The sequence below is a fragment of the Streptomyces sp. NPDC037242 genome (genome assembly GCF_055604165.1).
Map to the genome: position 1 here is coordinate 1 of NZ_JBVJUY010000029.1, position 20472 is coordinate 20472.

16 protein-coding genes and 1 pseudogene are annotated in these 20472 nt (G+C 72.8%); 16 read left to right on the forward strand and 1 reads right to left on the reverse strand.

Going from position 1 to position 20472, the window contains the following annotated elements:
- Positions 1-1355: pseudogene (locus tag ACZ7GJ_RS28595) on the reverse strand (AAA family ATPase); the annotation flags it as partial.
- Between the two features lie 387 nt (positions 1356-1742).
- On the opposite strand from ACZ7GJ_RS28595, the gene ACZ7GJ_RS28600 reads away from it, so the two are divergent.
- The 16 genes from ACZ7GJ_RS28600 (at position 1743) to ACZ7GJ_RS28675 (ending at position 20360) form a co-directional block, all read left to right on the forward strand.
- Positions 1743-3377 (forward strand): phage tail sheath family protein, encoded by a 1635-nt coding sequence (locus ACZ7GJ_RS28600; protein WP_470755786.1) that lies wholly within the window; start codon positions 1743-1745, stop codon positions 3375-3377.
- A 77-nt stretch (positions 3378-3454) separates the two neighbouring features.
- Positions 3455-3877 carry a hypothetical protein gene (locus ACZ7GJ_RS28605; protein ID WP_470755787.1) on the forward strand — a complete coding sequence of 141 codons (423 nt, stop codon included), beginning with the start codon at positions 3455-3457 and terminating at the stop codon, positions 3875-3877.
- A 152-nt stretch (positions 3878-4029) separates the two neighbouring features.
- A complete protein-coding gene (locus ACZ7GJ_RS28610) occupies positions 4030-4353 on the forward strand; it encodes a hypothetical protein (RefSeq protein ID WP_470755788.1) in 324 nt (107 codons plus the stop codon).
- On the forward strand, positions 4350-4511 hold the full coding sequence (locus ACZ7GJ_RS28615) for a DUF6760 family protein (RefSeq protein ID WP_422517370.1): 162 nt from the start codon (positions 4350-4352) through the stop codon (positions 4509-4511). The genes ACZ7GJ_RS28610 and ACZ7GJ_RS28615 overlap by 4 nt, the downstream gene beginning before the upstream one ends.
- 3 nt (positions 4512-4514) lie before the next feature.
- Positions 4515-9227: a hypothetical protein gene (locus tag ACZ7GJ_RS28620; RefSeq protein WP_470755789.1), complete on the forward strand. Its 4713-nt coding sequence runs from the start codon at positions 4515-4517 to the stop codon at positions 9225-9227.
- Positions 9224-9679, forward strand: coding sequence for a phage tail protein (locus ACZ7GJ_RS28625; RefSeq protein WP_470755790.1), 456 nt, complete (start codon positions 9224-9226; stop codon positions 9677-9679). The genes ACZ7GJ_RS28620 and ACZ7GJ_RS28625 overlap by 4 nt, the downstream gene beginning before the upstream one ends.
- Positions 9676-10164, forward strand: coding sequence for a CIS tube protein (locus tag ACZ7GJ_RS28630; protein WP_470755791.1), 489 nt, complete (start codon positions 9676-9678; stop codon positions 10162-10164). Before ACZ7GJ_RS28625 ends, ACZ7GJ_RS28630 begins: the two co-directional genes overlap by 4 nt.
- Positions 10161-10409, forward strand: a complete 249-nt coding sequence (locus ACZ7GJ_RS28635) for a LysM peptidoglycan-binding domain-containing protein (protein WP_470755792.1) — start codon at positions 10161-10163, stop codon at positions 10407-10409. Before ACZ7GJ_RS28630 ends, ACZ7GJ_RS28635 begins: the two co-directional genes overlap by 4 nt.
- A gap of 39 nt (positions 10410-10448) precedes the next feature.
- On the forward strand, positions 10449-12221 hold the full coding sequence (locus ACZ7GJ_RS28640; RefSeq protein ID WP_470755793.1) for a VgrG-related protein: 1773 nt from the start codon (positions 10449-10451) through the stop codon (positions 12219-12221).
- A gap of 147 nt (positions 12222-12368) precedes the next feature.
- Entirely contained in the window at positions 12369-12818 is a 450-nt protein-coding gene (locus tag ACZ7GJ_RS28645; RefSeq protein ID WP_470755794.1) for a GPW/gp25 family protein, read from the forward strand.
- Positions 12805-14802 carry a putative baseplate assembly protein gene (locus ACZ7GJ_RS28650; protein WP_470755795.1) on the forward strand — a complete coding sequence of 666 codons (1998 nt, stop codon included), beginning with the start codon at positions 12805-12807 and terminating at the stop codon, positions 14800-14802. Before ACZ7GJ_RS28645 ends, ACZ7GJ_RS28650 begins: the two co-directional genes overlap by 14 nt.
- 53 nt (positions 14803-14855) lie before the next feature.
- The gene (locus ACZ7GJ_RS28655) at positions 14856-15503 is read left to right on the forward strand and encodes a hypothetical protein (protein WP_470755796.1); all 648 of its coding nucleotides are present in this window, start codon (positions 14856-14858) and stop codon (positions 15501-15503) included.
- Complete coding sequence (locus ACZ7GJ_RS28660; RefSeq protein WP_470755797.1) at positions 15503-17035, forward strand: NADase-type glycan-binding domain-containing protein; 1533 nt, start codon at positions 15503-15505, stop codon at positions 17033-17035. The genes ACZ7GJ_RS28655 and ACZ7GJ_RS28660 overlap by 1 nt, the downstream gene beginning before the upstream one ends.
- Positions 17032-18378, forward strand: a complete 1347-nt coding sequence (locus ACZ7GJ_RS28665) for a COG1470 family protein (protein ID WP_470755798.1) — start codon at positions 17032-17034, stop codon at positions 18376-18378. The genes ACZ7GJ_RS28660 and ACZ7GJ_RS28665 overlap by 4 nt, the downstream gene beginning before the upstream one ends.
- 57 nt (positions 18379-18435) lie before the next feature.
- Positions 18436-19173 carry a Pvc16 family protein gene (locus ACZ7GJ_RS28670; protein WP_470755799.1) on the forward strand — a complete coding sequence of 246 codons (738 nt, stop codon included), beginning with the start codon at positions 18436-18438 and terminating at the stop codon, positions 19171-19173.
- A gap of 98 nt (positions 19174-19271) precedes the next feature.
- Complete coding sequence (locus ACZ7GJ_RS28675) at positions 19272-20360, forward strand: lantibiotic dehydratase C-terminal domain-containing protein (RefSeq protein ID WP_470755800.1); 1089 nt, start codon at positions 19272-19274, stop codon at positions 20358-20360.
- Positions 20361-20472 lie beyond the last annotated feature (112 nt).

The window sequence follows — 20472 nt, forward strand, 5'->3', positions numbered from 1 at the left end:
CGGGTACGGCGCACCGCGTCCGACACGGCCCGGACCGCCTCGCCCTGGCCGATCAGACGGCGCCCCAGCTCGTCCTCCATCCGCAGCAGCTTCTGCGTCTCGCCCTCCAGCAGCCGCCCGGCCGGGATACCGGTCCAGGCGCCCACCACATCGGCGATGTCGTCCGGGCCGACTTCCTCCTTGACCATCTGGTCGTCGGGGTCGAGGGTGCGGGAGGCCTCTCGCTCCGCCTCGACGGCCTCCTCCACCTCGCGTTCGAGGGCGGGGATCGCTCCGTAGAGGAGTTTGGAGGCGGTGTCGAAGTCGCCGTCGCGCTGGGCGCGTTCTGCCTGGCCGCGGGCCTCGTCCAGGCGCTCCTTCAGCTCGCCGACCCGGTTGAGGGACTGCTTCTCCTTCTCCCAGCGGGCGGTCAGGCCGCGCAGTTCCTCCTCCTTGTCGGCGAGGTCCTTGCGCAGCTTGTCGAGGCGCTCGCGGGAGGCGGGGTCGGACTCGTTCTTCAGCGCGAGCTCCTCCATGCGCAGCCGGTCCACGGAGCGCTGGAGCTCGTCGATCTCCAGCGGGGAGGAGTCGATCTCCATGCGCAGGCGCGAGGCGGCCTCGTCGACGAGGTCGATGGCCTTGTCGGGGAGGAACCGGGAGGTGATGTAGCGGTCGGAGAGGGTCGCGGCGGCGACGAGCGCGCTGTCGTTGATGACCACCTTGTGGTGGGCCTCGTAGCGGCCCTTCAGCCCGCGCAGGATCGCGATGGAGTCCTCCACCGACGGTTCCGGGACGAGGACCTGCTGGAAGCGGCGCTCCAGCGCCGGGTCCTTCTCGATCCGCTCCCGGTACTCGTCCAGCGTGGTCGCACCGACCATCCGCAGCTCACCACGGGCCAGCATCGGCTTGAGCATGTTGCCCGCGTCCATCGCCGAATCGCCGATCGCGCCGGCACCGACGACGGTGTGCAGTTCGTCGATGAAGGTGACGACTTCGCCGTTGCTGTCCTTGATCTCCGCGAGAACGGCCTTCAGACGCTCCTCGAACTCGCCGCGGTACTTGGCGCCCGCGACCATCGCGCCCAGGTCCAGGGAGACCAGCCGCTTGTTCTTCAACGACTCCGGGACGTCGCCCTTCACGATCCGCTGCGCCAGGCCCTCGACCACGGCCGTCTTGCCGACGCCGGGCTCACCGATCAGCACCGGGTTGTTCTTCGTACGGCGCGACAGGACCTGGACGACCCGGCGGATCTCCTGGTCACGGCCGATCACCGGATCCAGCTTGCCGTCACGGGCCGCCGCCGTGAAATCGGTACCGAACTTCTCCAGGGCCTCGTACTGGCCCTCCGCGTCGGGGGTAGTCACCCGCCGTCCTCCTCAAGGTCGGTCGTCCGCTCGTAGGTGCGCAGGCACGCGCCGGCCCTCCAGTCTCGGCAGCCGGGACCTCCCGTACGGGGGGCGAAAGTTGACTCGTCACCTCCCGGGTTGATCGTCGAGAATTCAACGGAATTCTGTCGTCGCGCCGGCGGGGAATGCGACCTCCGTAGGCCAAAGGTTGATCCGCCGCAGACCTGGGATGACAAATTCCCGGCGAACTTCCATATCTATTGCTTCCGTTTGACACGGCGTCGAACAACTGGCCATGATCCTGAACAGAATCCACGGACCCGGCGAACGGGTAGACCTTTCCATTCCCCCACGACGGAAAGTGCGAACCACCCAGGATTCACCCCCTCGTGATAACTCACCAAGAAGGAGTGCTGGATGGCAACCTACCTGTCCCCCGGCGTATTCGTTGAAGAAACCGTCGGCGGTTCCCGCCCCGTCGAGGGCGTCGGAACGGCAGTGGCCGCCTTCGTCGGGTTCGCTGAGCAGGGCCCGCTCAACGAGCCGGTCCGCGTCACGAACTGGGGTCAGTTCACCAAGACCTTCGGCGAGTTCATCGAGGGCTCCTACCTCGCGCACTCCGTCTACGGCTACTTCGCCAACGGTGGCGGCACCTGCTACGTCGTCCGCGTCGGCGGTTCCGGCAAGAACGCGGTGGAGGGCGCCGCCCAGTCCGTCACCGCCGCACCGGCGCAGGTGCTCGGCGGCTTCCGGGTCGCCGCGCTGCCGGCCGCCTCGGGCCGCGACATCTCGGTCGACGTGCAGAAGAAGCCCGTCGACCCGAAGGCCAAGCGTCCGGCCGCCGGTGGCACCGCGGCCGACAAGGCGAAGGCCGGCGCCAAGGACGGCGACGCCGGCAGCGGTGCCGGCGCCGACGGCGACACCTTCACCTTCACCGTGAAGGTCGACGGCTCCGCCGCCGAGACCTTCGACGTCAGTGCCGACAAGTCCTCCCCGGCGTACGTGGTGACGCAGGTCAAGGAGCGCTCCCAGTACGTCATGGTGGAGGAGGCCCCGGCCGCCACCGGCGCGGCGCTGGCCCTCCCCGACTCCTCCTCGCTGGCCCTCCCGGCCGGCCCGAAGGGCAACGCGGCGAGCGGCGAGATCGTGGCCAAGGACGTCGTCGGCAAGTACGTCGGCAAGGTCAACGACCGCTCCGGCCTGTCCGGCCTGGAGGCCATCGACGACATCACCATGGTCGTCGCCCCGGACCTGATGGCCGCCTACCAGGCGGGCAGCGTCAGCCGCGAGCAGGTCAAGGCCATCCAGATGGCCATGATCAACCACTGCGAGAACATGGCCAACCGCATGGCCATCCTCGACCCGCTCCCGGACATGGGCCCCACCGAGGTACACGACTGGCGGCAGAACGAGGCGGGCTTCGACTCGAAGTACGCCACGCTCTACTACCCGTGGATCCAGGTCGCCGACCCGTCCACCGGCGAGGGCTTCCTGATGCCGCCGTCCGGTCACGTCGCCGGCCTGTGGGCCCGCAACGACGAGGCCCGCGGCGTCCACAAGGCCCCCGCCAACGAGGTGCTGCGCGGGGCGCTCGACCTCGGCATCCAGATCACCAAGGGCGAGCAGGAGCAGCTCAACCCGGCGGGCATCAACTGCATCCGCAGCTTCCCGGGCCGCGGCATCCGCATCTGGGGTGCCCGCACCCTCTCCAGCGACCCGGCCTGGCGCTACCTGAACGTCCGACGCCTCTTCAACTACCTGGAGGAGTCGATCTACCTGGGCTCGCAGTGGGCCGTCTTCGAGCCGAACGACGAGCGCCTGTGGTCGACGATCCGCCGCAACATCGCTGCGTTCCTCACCACCGAATGGCAGAGCGGCGCCCTCTTCGGCAGCACGCCGGACGAGGCCTTCTACGTCCGGTGCGACGCGACCACCAACCCGCCCGAGGTCATCGACTCGGGTCAGGTCATCTGCGAGATCGGTGTCGCTCCGGTCAAGCCGGCCGAGTTCGTCATCTTCCGGATCGCCCAGGACTCGATGTCGGGCGAATAGGCGGCGAACAGCGGCCCTCACATTCCATTTTCAAAGACCGTATATCCGCACATCCACACGCCTAACAAGGAGAGAAAATGGCGGACGCCTCGGGCTACGAGATCAAGATCGACAGCCACGAAATCAAGACGATCGTCGGTAATCCGACGGTCCCCTCGTACGGGTACGAGTACGAGCGGAAGAACCTCCACGTCGGGGACAAGTCCACGAGCGTCCTGCACCCCGTCAAGCCGAAGGAGCTCGACAACTGCACCTTCGAATACTGGGACATCGTCGACCCCAACGCTCCGACCGTGAAGCCGGTCAGCGACGCACTGCAGAAGTGGGCCGACGAGGGCCCCGGAGCCAAGCGGGGCAACTGCACGATCATTGAGTACCAGCTCGGGAAGATCCACCGCGAGGCCAAGTTCAAGGGCGTCGTCCTGATGGAGTTCACCCCGCCGAACGACAAGGACAACGGGAAGGTCACCCTCGGCTTCGACGAGCGGCTGCCCAAGTGAGAAGGGGGCGCCTGTCGGAGGGGCGCACCGGCCCCGATGCCCGAACCGCCTCGTCGACGCCCGCGCCCCCGGACGTACCGGCCGCCGCAGGCAGGGACTCCCTGCCTGCGGCGGGCCCGGCCGAGTTCCCGTTCACCCTTCCCCGCGGGTACGTGGACCAGCGCGGGAAGACCCACCGGACGGGCGTCATGCGGCTCGCGACCGCCCGGGACGAGCTGGATTCACTGAGTGATATCCGGGTCCGCCAGAATCCCGCGTATCTGTCGGTGGTGCTCCTCAGCCAGATCATCACCAGCCTGGGCACCCTGGAGAAAATCGACCCCGAAGTGGTGGGGAGTTTCTTCGCCGTCGACCTGGCCTTCCTGCAGAAGTTCTACGAGAAGATCAATCTCGACGGAACTCCGGTGGCGTCGACGGCCTGTCCGGAGTGCCGACACGAATTCGACGTGGACATGGGGAGCCGCCTGGGGGGATGAAGGTGTACGCGGCGGCGGACCTGCGCTCCGAGATCGCGTACATCGCCTACCACTTCCATTGGTCCCACAGCGAACTGCTCGATATGGACCACGTCCAGCGGCGTGCGTACATCCAGAGCATCGCGGACATCAATCAGCTTCTCGACGACAGGAAATAGCGCATGCACCGGGCCGACGGAGTCAGCGGCACGACGCCGTGGTCCGCGGGCGCGGACGCGGGCGCGGGGCCCGAGCCTGCGGTCTGCCGGGTGCCGGTCGTCCTGCCGGAGCCGATCCGCCGGATCACGGCGGACGTGCGGACCGTCACCGATCCCGGGCGTGCGACCGACGGCCTGGCGTCGCTCCGCGACCACCGGCTGGTCGGCGAGCAGACCATCCTGATCGACCGTGAAGCCCCCCTGGTCTTCCGCCTCGACGCGGAACCGAGCGCATGGCTGCATGTGGGCGCCCAGCAGGCCCAGCGTGCCGCCGTGCCGCTCCACTGGCGGGCCCCGGCCACCGTGGACAGCACCCCGGCCGGGGCTCCGTCGGCGGCGGAGGTGGTCACGGCCTCCCCGTCCGAAGGCCGGACCACGTCCCCGCCGGACGCCCACCCGACACCGGAGCAGGAGGGCCCACGGCGGGAAATGTTGTCCGCCCGCCTCGCCCGCGCCTGGACCGCGGCCCGCCTCCGCCGCGGGTCGCGCGCCGCGACCACCGCCCCGGATCCCACGCCGCCGCCCCCGGCGCCCACACCCGCACCCGCACCCGCGAATACGGCCGACCCGACGCACGTCCCGCCGACCCCGGATGCCAAGGGTCACGACCTGCCGGGCACGGACGGCACGGCGCACGTACGGCCGGGCCGGGACGACACGGCGCACGTCCAGCCGGGCACGGACAGCACGGCGCACGAACTGCCAAGCACGGACGGCATGGCACACGTCCAGCCGACGCCGGACGGCACCGCACACGAACTGCCGAAGCCGGACGGCGCGGCGCACGTCCAACCGACACCGGACGGCATGGCTCACTGGCTGCCGGGCACGGACGGCATGGCCCACGTGCAGCCGACGCCGGTGAACTCGGCACACGTACGGCCGAGCGCGGACGCCGTAGCGCACGTCCAGCCGACCCGGGACGGCACGGCACACGGACCGGCGAAGCCGGACGGCACCGCGCACGGACTGCCGGGCACGGTCTACGCGGTCCACGGGCGGCCTACGCCGGACGGCACCACGCACGGACTGCCCGGCACGGACTACACGGTCCACGGGCGGCCTACGCCGGACGACTCGGTGCACGTACAGCCGGGCACGGACGGCACGGTCCACGGGCGGCCTACGCCGGTCGACTCGGTGCACGTACAGCCGGGCACGGACGGCACAGCGCACGAAGTGCCGGGCACGGAAGATACGGCGCACAGGCGGCAAGGCACGGACACAGTCCACGGGCGGCAGGGCACAGACGGTGCGGTGCACGGGCGGTCGGCTACGACCGCGCCGCTGACCGTGCCCCGAACCGCTCACCATCCCCGCCCCAAGAGCACCCCTGCCACTCCCGCCCCCGAGCCGTCCACGCCGGACCCGACATCGCCCACCACCCCGGCGGGCACCGCACAGGTCAACCCCGCAGGCCCAGCACCGGCAAGCGCGGCGGGTGCTGCCCATGCAACCACTGCGACCCCCGTGCCCCCCACCCCGGCACGTGCCGCACAGGGCACCGCCACGGCCACCCCTCACGGCACCCGACAGGGCGCTGCGCCCGTTCCCCCTCCGGCTACCCCCGTGCCCAGCGCCCCGGCGCCCGCCCCGCACAGCACCGCCGCAGACCCCTCGTCCGGCACCCCGCAGGGCATTGCGTCGCAGCCCAACACACACCCCGCGCCCACGCATTCGCGCCCTGAGCCGGGCGCCGCACAGAACACGCCCGCGACCCCCGAGCCCACCACCCCGACACGTGCCCCACAGGGCGCTGCGCCCGCTGCCGCGCCGGCGGCCCCCATGCCCACCACCCCGGCACGTGCCGCACAGGGCACCGTCGCCCGCACCGCGCCCACGCGTTCGCGCCCCGCCGCGCGCACTGCGCAGCTCCCGGTGCCCAACGCCCCCGCGTCGGCCGCACAGGGCACCAGCACGGACACCTCTACCGGCACCCCGCAGGACGCCCCGTCTACTCCGTCGCGCCGCGACCCGCGTACGGCGCCCTCCGTGTCGCACCCCGGCTCCCGCGCGGCGCAGACCACCCCAGCGCCCCCCGTGCCCACCACTCCCGCTGGCACCGCCCAGGACGCGACCACGGACCCCGTGCCCAGCACCCGCGCTTTGCAGTCTGCCCCCCGCACTACCCAGGCCCCCGTGCCCACCGCCGAGGGCACCGCCACGGGCAGCACCCCGGCCGACACCCAGCAAGGCACCGCGCCCACCGCGTCGCGCCCGGCCCGGCGTGCCGCCCGGACCGCCTCCCCGGAGACCGCGCAGCCCACCGCAGCCAACCCGACGTCCCGCATTGCGCAGGGCGCGACCGCCGTCCGCGTGCCCACCAGCCCGGCGCCTGGCGCGCAGGGTGGTGGCGCGGACACCCCTGACCGCACCCCGCCCACCACGTCGCGCCCCAACCCCGGCAGCGCGCCCGCCACTTCGCGTCCTGACCCGCACGGAGCGCAGACCACCCCCACGACCCCCGCACCCACCGCCGCGGGATCCCCACAGGACACCGCGGCCACCACGTCGCGCCCCAACCCCGGCAGCGCGCCCGCCGCTTCGGTCCCTGACCCGCGCGGAGCGCAGACCACCTCGACGACCCCCGCGCCCACTACTTCGCGCCCCACCCCGGTCAACTCGCAGACAGCAGGCAAGGAAACCCCGCAGCCCGCCCGCGCGGGCACTGCCCAGGACACCGTGTCCAGCACGCGCGCTCCGTTGCGGCCTGCCCCGCGCACCGCGCAGACCGCTCCCGTGGCCAGCGCGCCGGGCGCCACTGCGGGCGCCCCGACGCAGCCTGCCCCGCACAGTGCGCAGACCACCCCTTCGACTCCCGCGCCGCGCCCCAACCCCCGGACCGCGCCCGCTGCTTCGCAGCCCGAACCCCGCACCGTGCGGACGACCCCCTCGGACACCGCCCAGGACACCGCCGAAGGCGGCCCCGCGCTCAACGCCCGTACTGCGTCGCCGGCTGCGCTGCGCGGCACGCCGAGCATGGCCTCGGTACGCGGTGTGCAGCACCCTGAGACCTCCGAACCCGCTGTGGTTCGGAGTGCGGACACCGTCGTGCCCGTCAGGGACCGTCCGGGTGCTTCCGCCGAGGACGCGCATGACTCCGTCCGGGCATCGGCAGCTCCGGATCCGGTCGGGACTGCGGCCGAGGCCGGCCGCCCGTCCGGGCTCCGCTCCTTCCTCCAGGTCGCGCGAGCCGGGACCGGCGGCGAGCCGCACCGTGCCCCCGAAGACGCTCCGCACCACCCAGTACGGGCACCTGAGCGCCAGGCGGCAGCCACCAGCCCGTCAGGTGCGGGCGGGACCTCCGCTCCGCCGCAGGGGCGGCCGGAAGCGCACGCGGACAGCCGTCCGGTCGCCGACCCCGCCCGCCCGAGCGCTCCGGCCGCCCCTACGACCACGCACGCCCCGGACGTCACGTACGGGCTGCGCTCCGTGCGGTGGATGGCCGGAGCCGTGACCGCCGTACGGCGACGCCTCCGCGGCGAGCCGCGCCGTGCCGGGAACGGCAGCCCGGAGCCCCGCGCGACCATGCCGCAGGACCGGCCCGGGGCCGCGGCAGACCACCGTCACCCGGTCGCTCCCCGCCGGGCGCAGGCCCGTGCCGACTCGTCCACCACCGTGGAGCCGTCGGCCGACAGTCGCACGCTTCCGGAGCGTGTCGCCGTTACCTCCGGGCCAGGTGCCGCGGCCTCCGCCGCGGACCCCGAGTCGGCGACCTCTGTCTCCACGGCCGACGAGCGGTCCACGCTGCCCGCGCCCCGCCGACGCGGAGCCGCCGAATCGCACCCCGGTGGGCCCGTGGCGGGGGACGCGGACTCCGAGCCCCGTGCCGGGAGCAACGCCGCACCGCGTGGCCGCCGGTATCCCGGAACCACGCGCCTCCCCGCGCGCTCCGCCGTACCTGCCCGACCCGGCACACCCGACACCGCCGGGGCCCCGGCACACCCGGTCACGGCCGATCGGGCGCCCCGTGACCACGGCTCCGCCGTCGCGCCAAACTCGCCCGCCCAGCGGGAGCGCCACGAGCCCGCTCCCCCGCCGGTACGGGCACAGTGGCGTACGGCCACGGCCACGGCGCCGAAGCCGTTGCCGGCGGCCGAGCCGGGCCGCCGAGCCGAGCACCCCGCCCCCGGCGGGCCGGGCAGCGCCCCCGGCGCGGCCCCGCTCCGCTTCGCCGGGGCTGCCGCAGGCACCGGTACGGGGACGGCGCCCTCGTACGTGCCCCGGAGCGCAACCCCCGCCCGGGAGACCCCCGCCCCGGAGGGGAAGCTCCGGTCCGTCGTGACGGGCCCGTTCCGCGCACCCGGCGCCGTCGGCCCCCGCGGCCCGCTCTTCGTGGGCGAGCCGACACTCCCGTGCTCGTGGATCCTCACGTCCTTCGGGCCGCCGGGGCGCCCTCGGCTCATGCGGCCGGCGCCGGACCCGGAGCCCTCGGCGCTCCCCGAGGGTCACGCCGTGTTCCTGCCGATCGCGATGACAGCGGCGGCGCAGGCAGCGGAACTCCCGGGTGGGCACGCCGTGTTCCGGCCGATCGCTGCCGCACATGCCTCGCGGACATCGCCAGCGCCGCAGGCACCACGGCCGCACGACACCACCGGAGCAGCGCACGCGGGAACCGCCCCTCCCTGGGGCATCCCGCCGGGAATCCGATCCCCCGAAGAGGAGGCATCATCGTGATCGAACAGCCCATCTCATCCGCGAACTTCACCCTGGCGTTCCCGGATTCCGAAGGTGAGCTCTCCATTTTCACCGGTCTTTCAGGGCTCTCCCTCTGGATGGAGGGCGACGAGCTGTACGAGGGCGGCGTCAACGATTCCCCCTACTACCTGCCGACTCGCATCAGGTACAAGCCCTTCGTCGTCTCCCGGCCGGTCTCCTCGCGCACGGCGCGGACCTGCAAGTGGGTCATCGACAGTCTGAACAATCCGAAACCCCGCACCGGCAAGATCACCTTCTGTGACGCGGCGGGCAAACCGATCAGCGTGATCGAGCTGTTGCGCCTGCACCCCGTCGCGTGGCGGGGGCCGGAGCTCGACACCAACGCGCCCCGGACCGCCATGGAGGAGATCGAGTTCGTCCACGGCGGCTTCACCTTCCCGACGATCTCCGCAGGGGGCCAGAAGCCGTGAGGAAAGCAACCCTGCTCGCCTACAAGCCGCCGATCGGCAGCGAAAAGGTACCCGGGTCCGACCCGAAGAAGATGCAGCTCCAGTACAACCCGACCCAGCTGAGCCTGGTCAAGGAGACGCAGTGGGTACGGCATCCCACGCGCCTCGCGCGGCACACCTCCGTACCGGAGTTCCTGGGCAGCCAGCCGCAGACCCTGACGATGACCCTGGTGTTCGACGAGGCTCCGAAGGACCCCCAGGCCAAGGATCAGCAGGACTCCGTCGGCGAGCGCATCAAGACGCTCAGGACCTGGTGCGAACCCGACCAGGCCACCATCCACGCCAACGAGTCCTCGCCCCCCTGGATCAAGCTCCTGTGGGGCGAGGTGCCGACGTTCGAGTGGATGATCCTGAAGAAGGTGTCGGTGCAGATCACGCGCTTCTCCGACCAGGGCAAGCCGCTGCGCGCGGTCTGCGAGCTCGTCCTGGAAGAGGTCGGCGCATGACCGGGCGCATGACCGGGCATCTGACCGGGCACCCGACCGATCCCGCGCTCCAGTGGGCACCCGGTTCGCCCTCGTCCCGGCAGCTCTGCATGGTCGTACGGGGGGACTCCCTCCAGTCGATCGCGGCCCGACACACCGGCCGGGCCACCGACTGGCGGCGCATCGCCGAGCTGAACGGGATCGACGACCCCTCCAAGCTGCGGCCCGGCAGCACGCTCCTGCTGCCCGGCCCTGCCGAGTACTGACCCCCGTACACGTCACTCCGTACGAGTAAGGACACGCACATGACCGGGCGCCACACCGCCGGGCTCGACATCAAGGTGGCGGGCACGCCGTTCCTGCCCGAGATCGCCGACGTCCTGGCCTGGGCCACCGTGGAGGAGGACGGGCGTACGTCCGCCAAGGCCGAGATCGGCTTCCGGGATCCGCGCAACGGGTCGCTGTTCAAGAAGTCCCGCATCGCGCTGGGCAGTCCGGTCGAGCTGACCGCGATCACCCCGTCTGGCCCCGTGTCCCTCTTCTCCGGCGAGGTCACCGAGTGCGAGGCACGCGCCTCCACCGAAGCCTCGGGCCAGACGGGGCACACCGGCGGGGTCATGACCGTCGTCAGGGCCCGTGACCTGTCGCACCGGCTGCGCCGGGGGCGGCGGACGGCCGCGTACCCCGGCATGACGGCCGGGAAGATCGTGGAGGAGGTCGCCAAGAGGGCCGGGGTGGCGGTGACGGCCGGCTCCGTCGACGACACCCGCTTCCCCTACGCGTACCTCAGCCAGCCTTCCATGTCCGACTGGGACTTCCTGAGCCACCTCGCCCGGGAGAACGGCCGGGACCTGTACTTCCGGGACGGGCAGCTGCACTTCCGCAAGCGCCGGAAGCCCGCCGGCGGTTCGGTGGTCCTGCGGTTCGGGGAGAACCTGGTGAACGTCCGGCTGGCGGCTTCGCTGGGCCACCAAGTCCCGTCGGTGGAGGTGCGCGGCTGGAACCGGGACAAGAAGGTGGCGATCAGCTCGGTCCACACACCGGGCCGGGACTCGCACTGGAAGTCTCCCGTCTCGTCCTCCCACTACGCGCCCATGGCGCTGACGGGGCTGCACCGCAGGGACCAGGCCGAGGCCGCCGCCGTGGCCGAGAGCATGGCCGAGGAGGTGGCGGCCGGACTGGTGCGCCTGCACGCGGTGGTGCACGGAGAGCCGCGGTTGCGGCTGCGGTCCGCAGTCGAACTGACGGGCCTGGGCGCGCAGTTCGAGGGCAGGTTCACCGTCACCAAGGTCCGCCACCAGTTCCATCCGGTGCAGGGGTACCGCACGGAACTGACGGTGGACGAGGGCGTCGACCGGACGGCGGCCGGGGAGCCCGGTGACGCGGAGGACGGACTGCGGCGCATCCAGGGGTTCGTGCGGGGCAAGGTCATCGACATCAAGGACCCGGAGAAGCGGGGCCGGGTGCGGGTCAAGCTGGAGTCCCTCGGCAAGGAGTACGAGACCTCCTGGGCGGAGACCGTTCAGCTGAGCGGCAGTCGCGGCCACGGGGTCGTCCTGCCGGAGGTGGACGACGTGGTGGCGGTCGTCTTCGAGCAGGGCTGCCTGGACAGTCCGCTCGTGGTGGGCGGCGTCGACGACCCCCTGGACAAGGTCGGCCACACGATGGCCCTCGTCGACGGCGGCAAGGGCAGCGCCAACCTGCGGACCTTCGCCACGAAGAACGGCCATCGGCTGGAGCTCCAGGACGCGGACGGCTCCGGCATGGGCGCGACCCTGACCACCGGCGGCAAGGGCGAGCTGAGGATCCAGCTCGATGCGAGCAGGACCGTCGTCTCCATCGACAGCAAGGGCAAGGTCCAGATCAAGGGGGCGAAGGGAGTGTCGGTGGACGCCGGTACGGGGCCCCTGGAGCTGTCCGGTCAGTCGGTGGTCATCAAGGCCGCCAAGGACGTCTCCGTCAAGGGCGCGACCGTCGAGGTGAACGCGTCGGCGCAGCTCAAGGCGCACGGCGCCAAGGCCGAGTTCTCGGGTGCGGCCATGGCCGAGCTCAAGGCCCCGATGGTCAAGATCAACTGATGTCGGCCGCTCCCCTTTCCCCCTTCCGTTCCCCGAGAGGAGAAGACACCGTGTCCGCAGCCGTCCACGCAGCCGTCCACGCAGCGGTCCGCGCAGGTGCCGAACCCGTGTCGCACCTCCCCGCCCCGAAGATCGGCGGCTGATCCCGTGTCCGACCTCTTCCTCGGCCGCGGCTGGTCCTTCCCGCTGGGCGTGAGCCCGTCGGGCGGTGTGTCGATGTCCGCCGGGCCCGCCGACGTGGAGCAGTCCGTACGGCTCATCCTGGCCACCGAACCGGGTGAGCGGCCCATGCGGCCGGAGTTCGGCTGCGCGATCCGCGACCGGGTCTTCGACTCCTTCGACTCCACCACCGGTTCCACCATCGCGCAGGAGGTGCGCAGGGCACTGGAGCGGTGGGAGCCGCGGATCGTCGTGGACGACGTGCGCGTGGTGCGGACCGCCGACCACCAGGAGGTGATCGACATCCACGTCGCGTACCACCTGACCGGTGCCAACAGCCCGCGCAACCTGGTCCACCCCTTCTACCTGATCCCCACTCGCGACACCGCGGGACAGCAGACCGAGCCACAGAGGAGGGAGAGCGATGTCTCTGCCTAGCCCCCACCTGGACGACCGCCGCTTCCAGGACCTCGTCGACGACGCGATGCGCTTCATCCAGCGCCGCTGCCCGGAGTGGACCGACCACAACGTGTCCGACCCCGGCGTGGCGCTGGTCGAGGCGTTCGCCCAGATGGTCGACCAGCTCTCGTACCGGGTGAACCGGATCCCCGAAAAGGTCCAGCTGGGCTTCCTCGACCTGCTCGGCGTACAGCTGACGGCCCCTCAGGCGGCCGCGACCGAGCTGACCTTCACGCTCTCCGCGCCGCAGGCCGCGGCGGTCGTCGTCGAGCCCGGGACCGAGGTGGCCACCGTGCGTACGGGCAGTACTCCGGCGCGCGTGTTCACCGTCGATCGGGAGCTCACGATCGTCCCGACCGCCCTGGCGCACATCGGGTCGGCGGGGGCCGGGGCGGCGCCCGAGCTGGTGACCGAGCGGTTCCTGTCGGGCGAGCCGGTCACCTGCTTCGCGCAGCCCCCGGTGCCGGGCGACGCGCTGCTGGTGGGGCTGGACAACGCGGCCCCGCGCTGCGCGGTGACGCTGCGCGTGGAGTGCCGGATGGACGGCGTCGGCGTGGACCCGCGGCGGCCGCCGCGGGTGTGGGAGGCGTGGTGCGGGGACGGCTGGGTGCCCTGCGAGGTGGAGAGCGACGCCACGGGCGGGCTGAACCGGCCGGGCGACATCGTGCTGCACGTGCCCGACGGGCACACCGCCTCGCTCCTCGGACGCCGCCGGGCGGCCTGGCTGCGCTGCCGGATCGTCGACGCGGGCCCGGGCCGGCCGTCGTACTCCTCGTCCCCGACGGTGACGGCCCTGGAGGCCTACACCACGGGCGGGACGACGGGCGCGGTGGAGGGCGAGGGCATCCCGCGCGATGAACTGGGCGTCTCCGACGGGACTCCCGGGCAGGCCTTCACCGTGCACCGCACCCCGGTGGTAGCCGGGTCGCTGCGCGCGGTGGCGGTGGAGAGCGCTACGGGACGGCAGGTGTGGAAGGCGGTGCCCTCCTTCGCCGAGTCGGGGCCGCGCGACCGGCACGTCACCGTCGACGAGGTGAGCGGCACCGTCCGGTTCGGTCCGGCGGTGCGCCGGCCGGACGGCGAGGTGCGCCAGTACGGGGCCGTGCCCGAGATCGGCGCCCGGATCACCGCGGGAGGCTACCGGCGCGGCGGCGGCCGCAGCGGCAACGTGGCGGCGTCGACGCTGACCGTGCTGCGCACGCCGGTCGCCCTGGTCTCCCGGGTGGAGAACCGGATTCCGGCGACCGGCGGCGTGGACGTGGAATCGGTGGACGGCCTCAAGCAGCGGGCCGGGCACTGGCTGCGGACCCATGACCGGGCGGTCACCGCGAAGGACTACGAGTCGATCACCGCGGCCGCCTGCCGGGACGCGGGCCGGGTCGAGTGCGTGGCCGAGCCCGAGGGCTCCGAACACGCGGGCCTGGTACGGGTGTTGCTCGTCCCCCGGGTGCGCGACGTGCGCGAGGAGGACAGCTGGCGCGAGCTGGTGCCCTCCGAGGCGATGCTGGCCGCGGCCGCGCGCGCCGTGGAGGCGGCCCGTCCGCTGGGTGTGCTGGTGTCGGTCAGCGGGCCCGCGTACCAGGGTGTGACGGTCGTCGCCGAGGTGGAGGCGGCCAAGGGCGCGGACCGCGCCGAGGTCAAGGAGCGGGTGCTGCGCGCGCTGTACGAGTGCCTGAGCCCGCTGCCCGCCGCGGACTCGGACACCGGCGGCGCATCCGGCACCGGGAGCGTCTCCGGCGCCGGGAGCCGGTCGGGCTGGCCGCTGGGCCGGGCGCTGCGGCTGAGCGACCTGTACGCGGTGGCCGCGCGCTGCGAGGACGTGGAGTCGGTGGTGAAGCTGGAGATGTACCCCGCCGACATCGGTACCGGCGAGCGGATGCCGGCCTCCGACCGGATCGACATCGGGCCCGCGACGCTCTTCCTCTCCTTCCGCCACCAGGTCGCCGTGAAGAACGCCCGGTAGTCGAAGCCGTCTTCACGAGGATCGGGAACTGGACAAGGGAGGGGACTGAACACATGGAGCAACTGCCCTTGGGGGCACCGGTGTACGGGGCGGTCGCGGAGGCCGTCGCCGCGGTGCCGCCGCTGGTGGCGGGGAGCAGGTCGCTGCGGGCGATCCTGCCGGAGAGCTACCGGCAGGGTGATTTCGCCGACCGGTACCTCGCCGGGTTCGACGACGCGCTGGCGCCGCTGATCACCGCGCTGGACTGCCTGGACGCGTACTTCGACCCGCGCACCGCGCCGGACGCCTTCGTCACCTGGATGCTGGACTGGAGCCTGACCGAACTGCCCGCCTGCGTGGGCTCGCAGGGGCGGCGCAACGCGCTGCTGCTGGGCCACCGGCTGCACGGGCTGCGCGGCACCCGGACCGGACTCGACCTGCTGGTGCGCTACGTACTGGGCGGGCGGATGGAGCTCACGGAGTCGGGCGGCACGCACTGCGCCGCCGGGCCCGACGACCCGTCGGTGCCGGTACCGGGCCCGGCCCGGGCGCAGTTGCGCGTACTGCTGCCGTACGGGATGTCGCGCGGCCGGGCCGCAGTCGCCGAGGACGTGGCGGAGCTGCTGCGGGAGTGGATCCCGGCGCACGTCGCGGCCGGGGTCGTGGTCGAGGACGACGGGGACCCGCTGCTCGTGCGGGGCACGGCGGGGGGCGCGTACTGATGGGGTCGGCCCAGTCGGGGCGGCGCGGCTGGCACGTGCAGACGGAACAGGACATCTGCCCGGGCTGCGGGGTCGTGGCCTACCCCGGTGAGATGTTCTGCGTGTCCTGCGGCGCGTACATGGGGTGGGACCTCACCGGGGGCAACCGGGTGGTGGACCCGGGGACGCCGGATCCGGCGCCGGTACCGGCACCCGCTCCGGCACCGGCTGCTGCACCCGCTGCTGCACCCGCCCCGACACCTGCCCCGGACGGCGATGCCCGTACCGCCGGTCGCGGGGCGCACCGGGGCCGCAGCGGCGACCCCGCTCCGGCCGGTGGCGACCCGTACGGCTCCGCCGCGCCCGGCCCTGCGGCCGGTACGGGCTCCGCGTACCCCGCCGAGGGAGCCGGGCACCCGCAGCCCGCGCCCTCGTACGGGACGGCGTACGGGACCTCGTACGAGCCCGCGCCGCCGACCGGTCAGGGCGGCTGGCCCGAGGGACTGCGCCGGGACCGGAGCGGCCGGACCACCGACCTCACCGGGCAGCTGTTCCGGCCCGACCCGCTGTTCGAACAGGCGCCGACCGCGCCCGCGCGGCCGCAGCCTGCGCGGCGCCCGGCGGAGTCCAGTGCCGCGGCCGCCGCGCCCGTCGGATACGCGGCCGCGCCGGTCGGGTACCCGGCGGCCCCGGTCGGGTACGTGACCCCGGCGGCCGAGTCCGCCGCCGAGCGGACCCAGGTGATCAGCGGCGAGGTGGTGCTGTGGACCACCCTGCCCGAGGCGCCCCCGGCCGGTGCGACTCCCGCCGGCGGGATCCCGCACCTGCTGCTGTGCCCCGAGTGCCGCGAGCCCAACGCGGAGACCCGTACCTTCTGCCACCCCTGCGGGTCGCTGCTGCGGCCCGAGCCCGAGCCGCCGGAGCCGACCCGCTGGCAGCGGATCCGCCAGGAGTACCTGGAGCGTCCGGACGTCTGGCACTGGGACCGCCGCTGGGGCGTCCTGGCCGTGGCGCTGCCGCTGTGCCTGACGGCGGGCATGTCGATGGGCAGTGCGGCGGCGGCCGCGCAGCGGGCCGTACCGCTGGTCAAGGACCGGTTCCTCTCCCAGTACGCGGTCGCGCCGGACAAGGTGTCCGCGTCGAGTGCGGCCAAGGGTTTCGAGGCGAACCTGGCCTCGGACGGGGTGGACAACAAGGCCTGGGCGCCCAAGGGCACCGGTCAGGACGCGGTGGGCCAGTACTGGACCGCCCAGTTCAACGCGCCGTTCCGGCTGACGTCGCTGCTCATCGTCAACGGCGCGTCCAAGGCCCCCGGCCAGTTCTACGAGACCGGCCGCCCCGCGAAGATCACGGTGACGGTCACCACCACGGACCAGGGCCAGGTGGAGAAGGAGATCAAGCTGGGCGGCCAGCCCGGCCCCCAGCGCTTCGACCTGGGCATCGACAACGTGATGTCGGTCCAGGTGAAGATCGAGGCCGTGCACAAGGGCCTCAAGCCGAACATGCCGGTCGCCATGGCCGAGATCCAGTTCTTCAGCCGGCAGGAAGCATGAGCGTACGAGCCGAACTGACCGTCCCCGAGGATGTGATCACACCGGGCGAGGCCCTCACGGCGCACCTGCGGGTGTGGAACGAGAGCCGGATCGTGGACGCGTACCGGCTGCGGCTGGTCGGGGCGCCCGCGTGGTGGCCGGACGCCGAGCCCGATCTGGGGCAGCTGTCGGTCTACCCCGGCAACCACGAGAAGATCAATATCCCGGTCTCGCTGCCCCGGGACAGCGAACTCGCGCCCGGTCCGCTCACCTTCGCCGTGCGGGTCGCCTCCGTGGAGGACCCGGCCGCGGTGGCCGTGCCGGAGGCGGAGATCCAGGTCGGTGAGTTCCACGACGCGGAGATCGAGCCGGACCGGCTGCGGGTCGGCGGGGCCCTGTGGAGCAGCAACCTGGTCGTGGTGGAGAACACCGGCAACGCGACGGCGACGGTGCGGCTGCGCGTCGCGCCGGAGGCCAAGGACGCGCCGTTGAAGGTGTCGCTCCGGCGCTCGCGGCTGGTGCTCAAGCCCGGGGAGCAGGCCCGGGTCAGCCTGCTGACGCGGGTGCTGAACCCGATGTTCACCGGTACGGCCGCCAACTGGCCGGTCGTGATCCACGTCGAGCAGGAGCACGCGGAGCAGGGTTGCGCCTCCTTCACCCACCGGCAGCGCCCGCTGTTGCCCAAGCCGGTGCTCAAGGCACTGATCGCGGTGGTGGCGGCGCTCGTCGCCTTCGCGGTGCTGTGGATCTCCCCGGTGGGCGGCAAGAAGCCGAAGGCCGACACCGAGTCCGCCAAGGGCCCTTCGCAGGTGGAGGCGGTGCAGGAGGAGCAGAAGAAGGAGGCCGACGCGAAGAAGCAGGAGGAGGAGAAGGCGGAGAAGGAGAAGAAGGACCGGGACTCGGCCGGGGCCCCGAAGAAGAAGGACTTCCAGGAATCCCTGGTGGCCGACACCAAGACCGGCCGGCCGATCGCGGAGTACACGATCCCCAAGGGCTACCGGCTGGCGATCAAGAGCGTGCAGCTGACCGCGGGCGGTCCGCCGACCGGCTTCCTCTTCCTCAAGGCGGCGGGCGTGCAGTTGGCGAGCGTCGGGGTGAACAGCGTCAAGGACGTCACCGTGCCGCCCACGCTGTCGCCCAAGGAGAAGGAGAAGCTCAGCCTCGAACTGGACTGCCCCGCCCCGCCCTCCGGGACCCCGGTCACCCCGCCGCCCGCCTCCGGCGCTCCTTCGGCGCCGCCCGCCCCGCCGGCCGCCCCTCCGGCCGCGCCGACGACCTGTACGGCGACCGCGCTGATCGTGGGCGAGCTGATCCCGCTCACCGGCCCGAACGCCGAAGACGTCAAGACCGACCCCAAGCCGTGACCCCACCGCGCGCACCGCGCCCGTCCCGCAGGATCCCCTGGAGGAGCTGACCGCCCTATGAGCATCGTCCAGCACGTAGACGACACCCTGGAGCGCGAACTGCGCGCCGGCCCGCTGAGCGGGGTGAACGCGGAGATCGCCTTCGAGACGCCCAACTCCGACTGGGCCGCCCGGCGCTCGGGGCTGTGCCTGAACCTCTTCCTGCACAGCATCGAGGAGGACGGCAAGAAGCGGCAGTCGGGAGACAGCAACGTCATCGACGAGAACGGCATCGTCGTCGGCCGCAGCAAGCCGGCCCGCTCCTTCCGGCTGGGGTACGCCCTGACGGTGTGGGGCCACAGTCCGCGCGACGAACACCGTCTGCTGGGCACGCTGCTGGAGTGGTGCGTGGCCACCGAGCGGCTGACGCCCGTCCCGTCCGCGTACGCCGGCAGCTCGCTGACGGAGCGGCCGATCCTCGCGCTGCGCGAGGTTCCCGAGGGGGCCGAGTCGCCCACAGCGAAGCTCTGGTCGGGTCTGGGCACCCCGGCGCGGCCCGTGCTCGATCTGCTGGTGACCGTGCCCGTCGGTCCGCCGGACTCGAAGGTAACCACCGAACCGGTCCGGGAGTTCGGTCTGCGTGCCGCCGCGCTCGAACCGCCGACCGCGCGGGAGGAGCGTCCGCACCGCCCGCCCCGGCCGCGGGGCACGGCCCGGCCCCGGCGCAACGTCGAGGAGATCGGCGGCAGCCGGAAGTCCTCCGGCGGATACACATCGTCATCTTCTGCCCCGCATCCGGAGAAATCCGGCGCCTAGATTGGGTGCCGACTTCGCCCGGGTGGTGCCGGGCGGCGGCGGGGAGGCGGGGAGCCGCCCGCTGTACGTGGAGATCAACGGACCGGAGGTGCGATGTAGTGAATAGCAGGCGACACACGGGTCCCAAGGGACCCCCGGGACACAAGGGCCCCCTGCCCAGCCGGGGCTGGGCCGCCGCCGACGACTGGGTGAGCCTGCACGTCTACCACTGGGGCGACCAGGACCTGCTGCTGTCCCGGGCCGTGACCCCGTTGGTGCGCGGGCTGGAGGAGGCCGGGCTGCTGCGCGGCTGGTTCTTCCAGCGCTCCTGGGAGGGTGGACCGCACGTACGGCTGCGGCTGCTGCCCGCCCACCCCGTGCAGAGCGGCGCCGTGCGCCGCGCCGCCGAGGGGCGGCTGTCCGCGCACCTGGCCGCGCATCCGACGGCGGCGCCCGTCATGGCCTCGTCGTACGCCGCCTCGGTCACCGCGTACGCCCGCGCGCACGGCCTGGACGCCACCGCCCGGTCGGTACGGGCCGCGGACACCCTGGAGGAGGTCCCGTACGTCCGCGAGCCCGACTGGTACGGCCACGGCGAGGCGGTCACGGCCGTCGAGCGGCACTTCGCCCAGTCCAGCAACCTGGCGCTGTCCCTGCTGGCGGGGACCGCCGCCCGGCAGGCCCGGATGAACGTGGTGCTCGCGCACCTGACGATGGCGCTCGCCGCGTCGGGGCTGAGCATCGCCGACTGCGCCCGGCTGACGGATCCCCAGGTGATCCTGACGCGCCCGCGCCCGTCCGAGCGGCGCCGGATCGCGAGCGAGGCCCAGGCCACCTACCGGGCGCGGGGCGCGAGCCTGCGCGAGCAGACCCGCCGCCTGTGGACCCCGGACGCCGCCCCGCGGAGCACCGGCCCGGCCGCCGCCTGGTCGTACTCGGTACGGGCCCTGGCCGCGCGGCTGACCGCGCTGGCCGCCGAGGGCTCGTACGCGCCCGCCGGACTGGCGGAGCTGTACCCGGACTCGGTCTGGCCGGGCCCCCGCCGCCGCCCGGACGCGGCGATAGCCGCGCACTACGCGCTGGGCGGCGCCGCGCACCAGTTCGCGAACCGGGTCGGCCTGGGCCGCCGCCAGGAGACGTACCTGCGCCTCCTGCTGGCGCAGACCCTCCACGACCTGGCCCGCCCGGGTGGTCCGCACCGGGTGTGACGCGGAGCGCTGGACCGGACTGCCGACACCGGACTGTCGACCTTTGGCAGATGGCTGTACTCGAAGTATGTGGGGCGACGCACCTGCCCCTTTGTAGGTTGGCAGCGCCAAG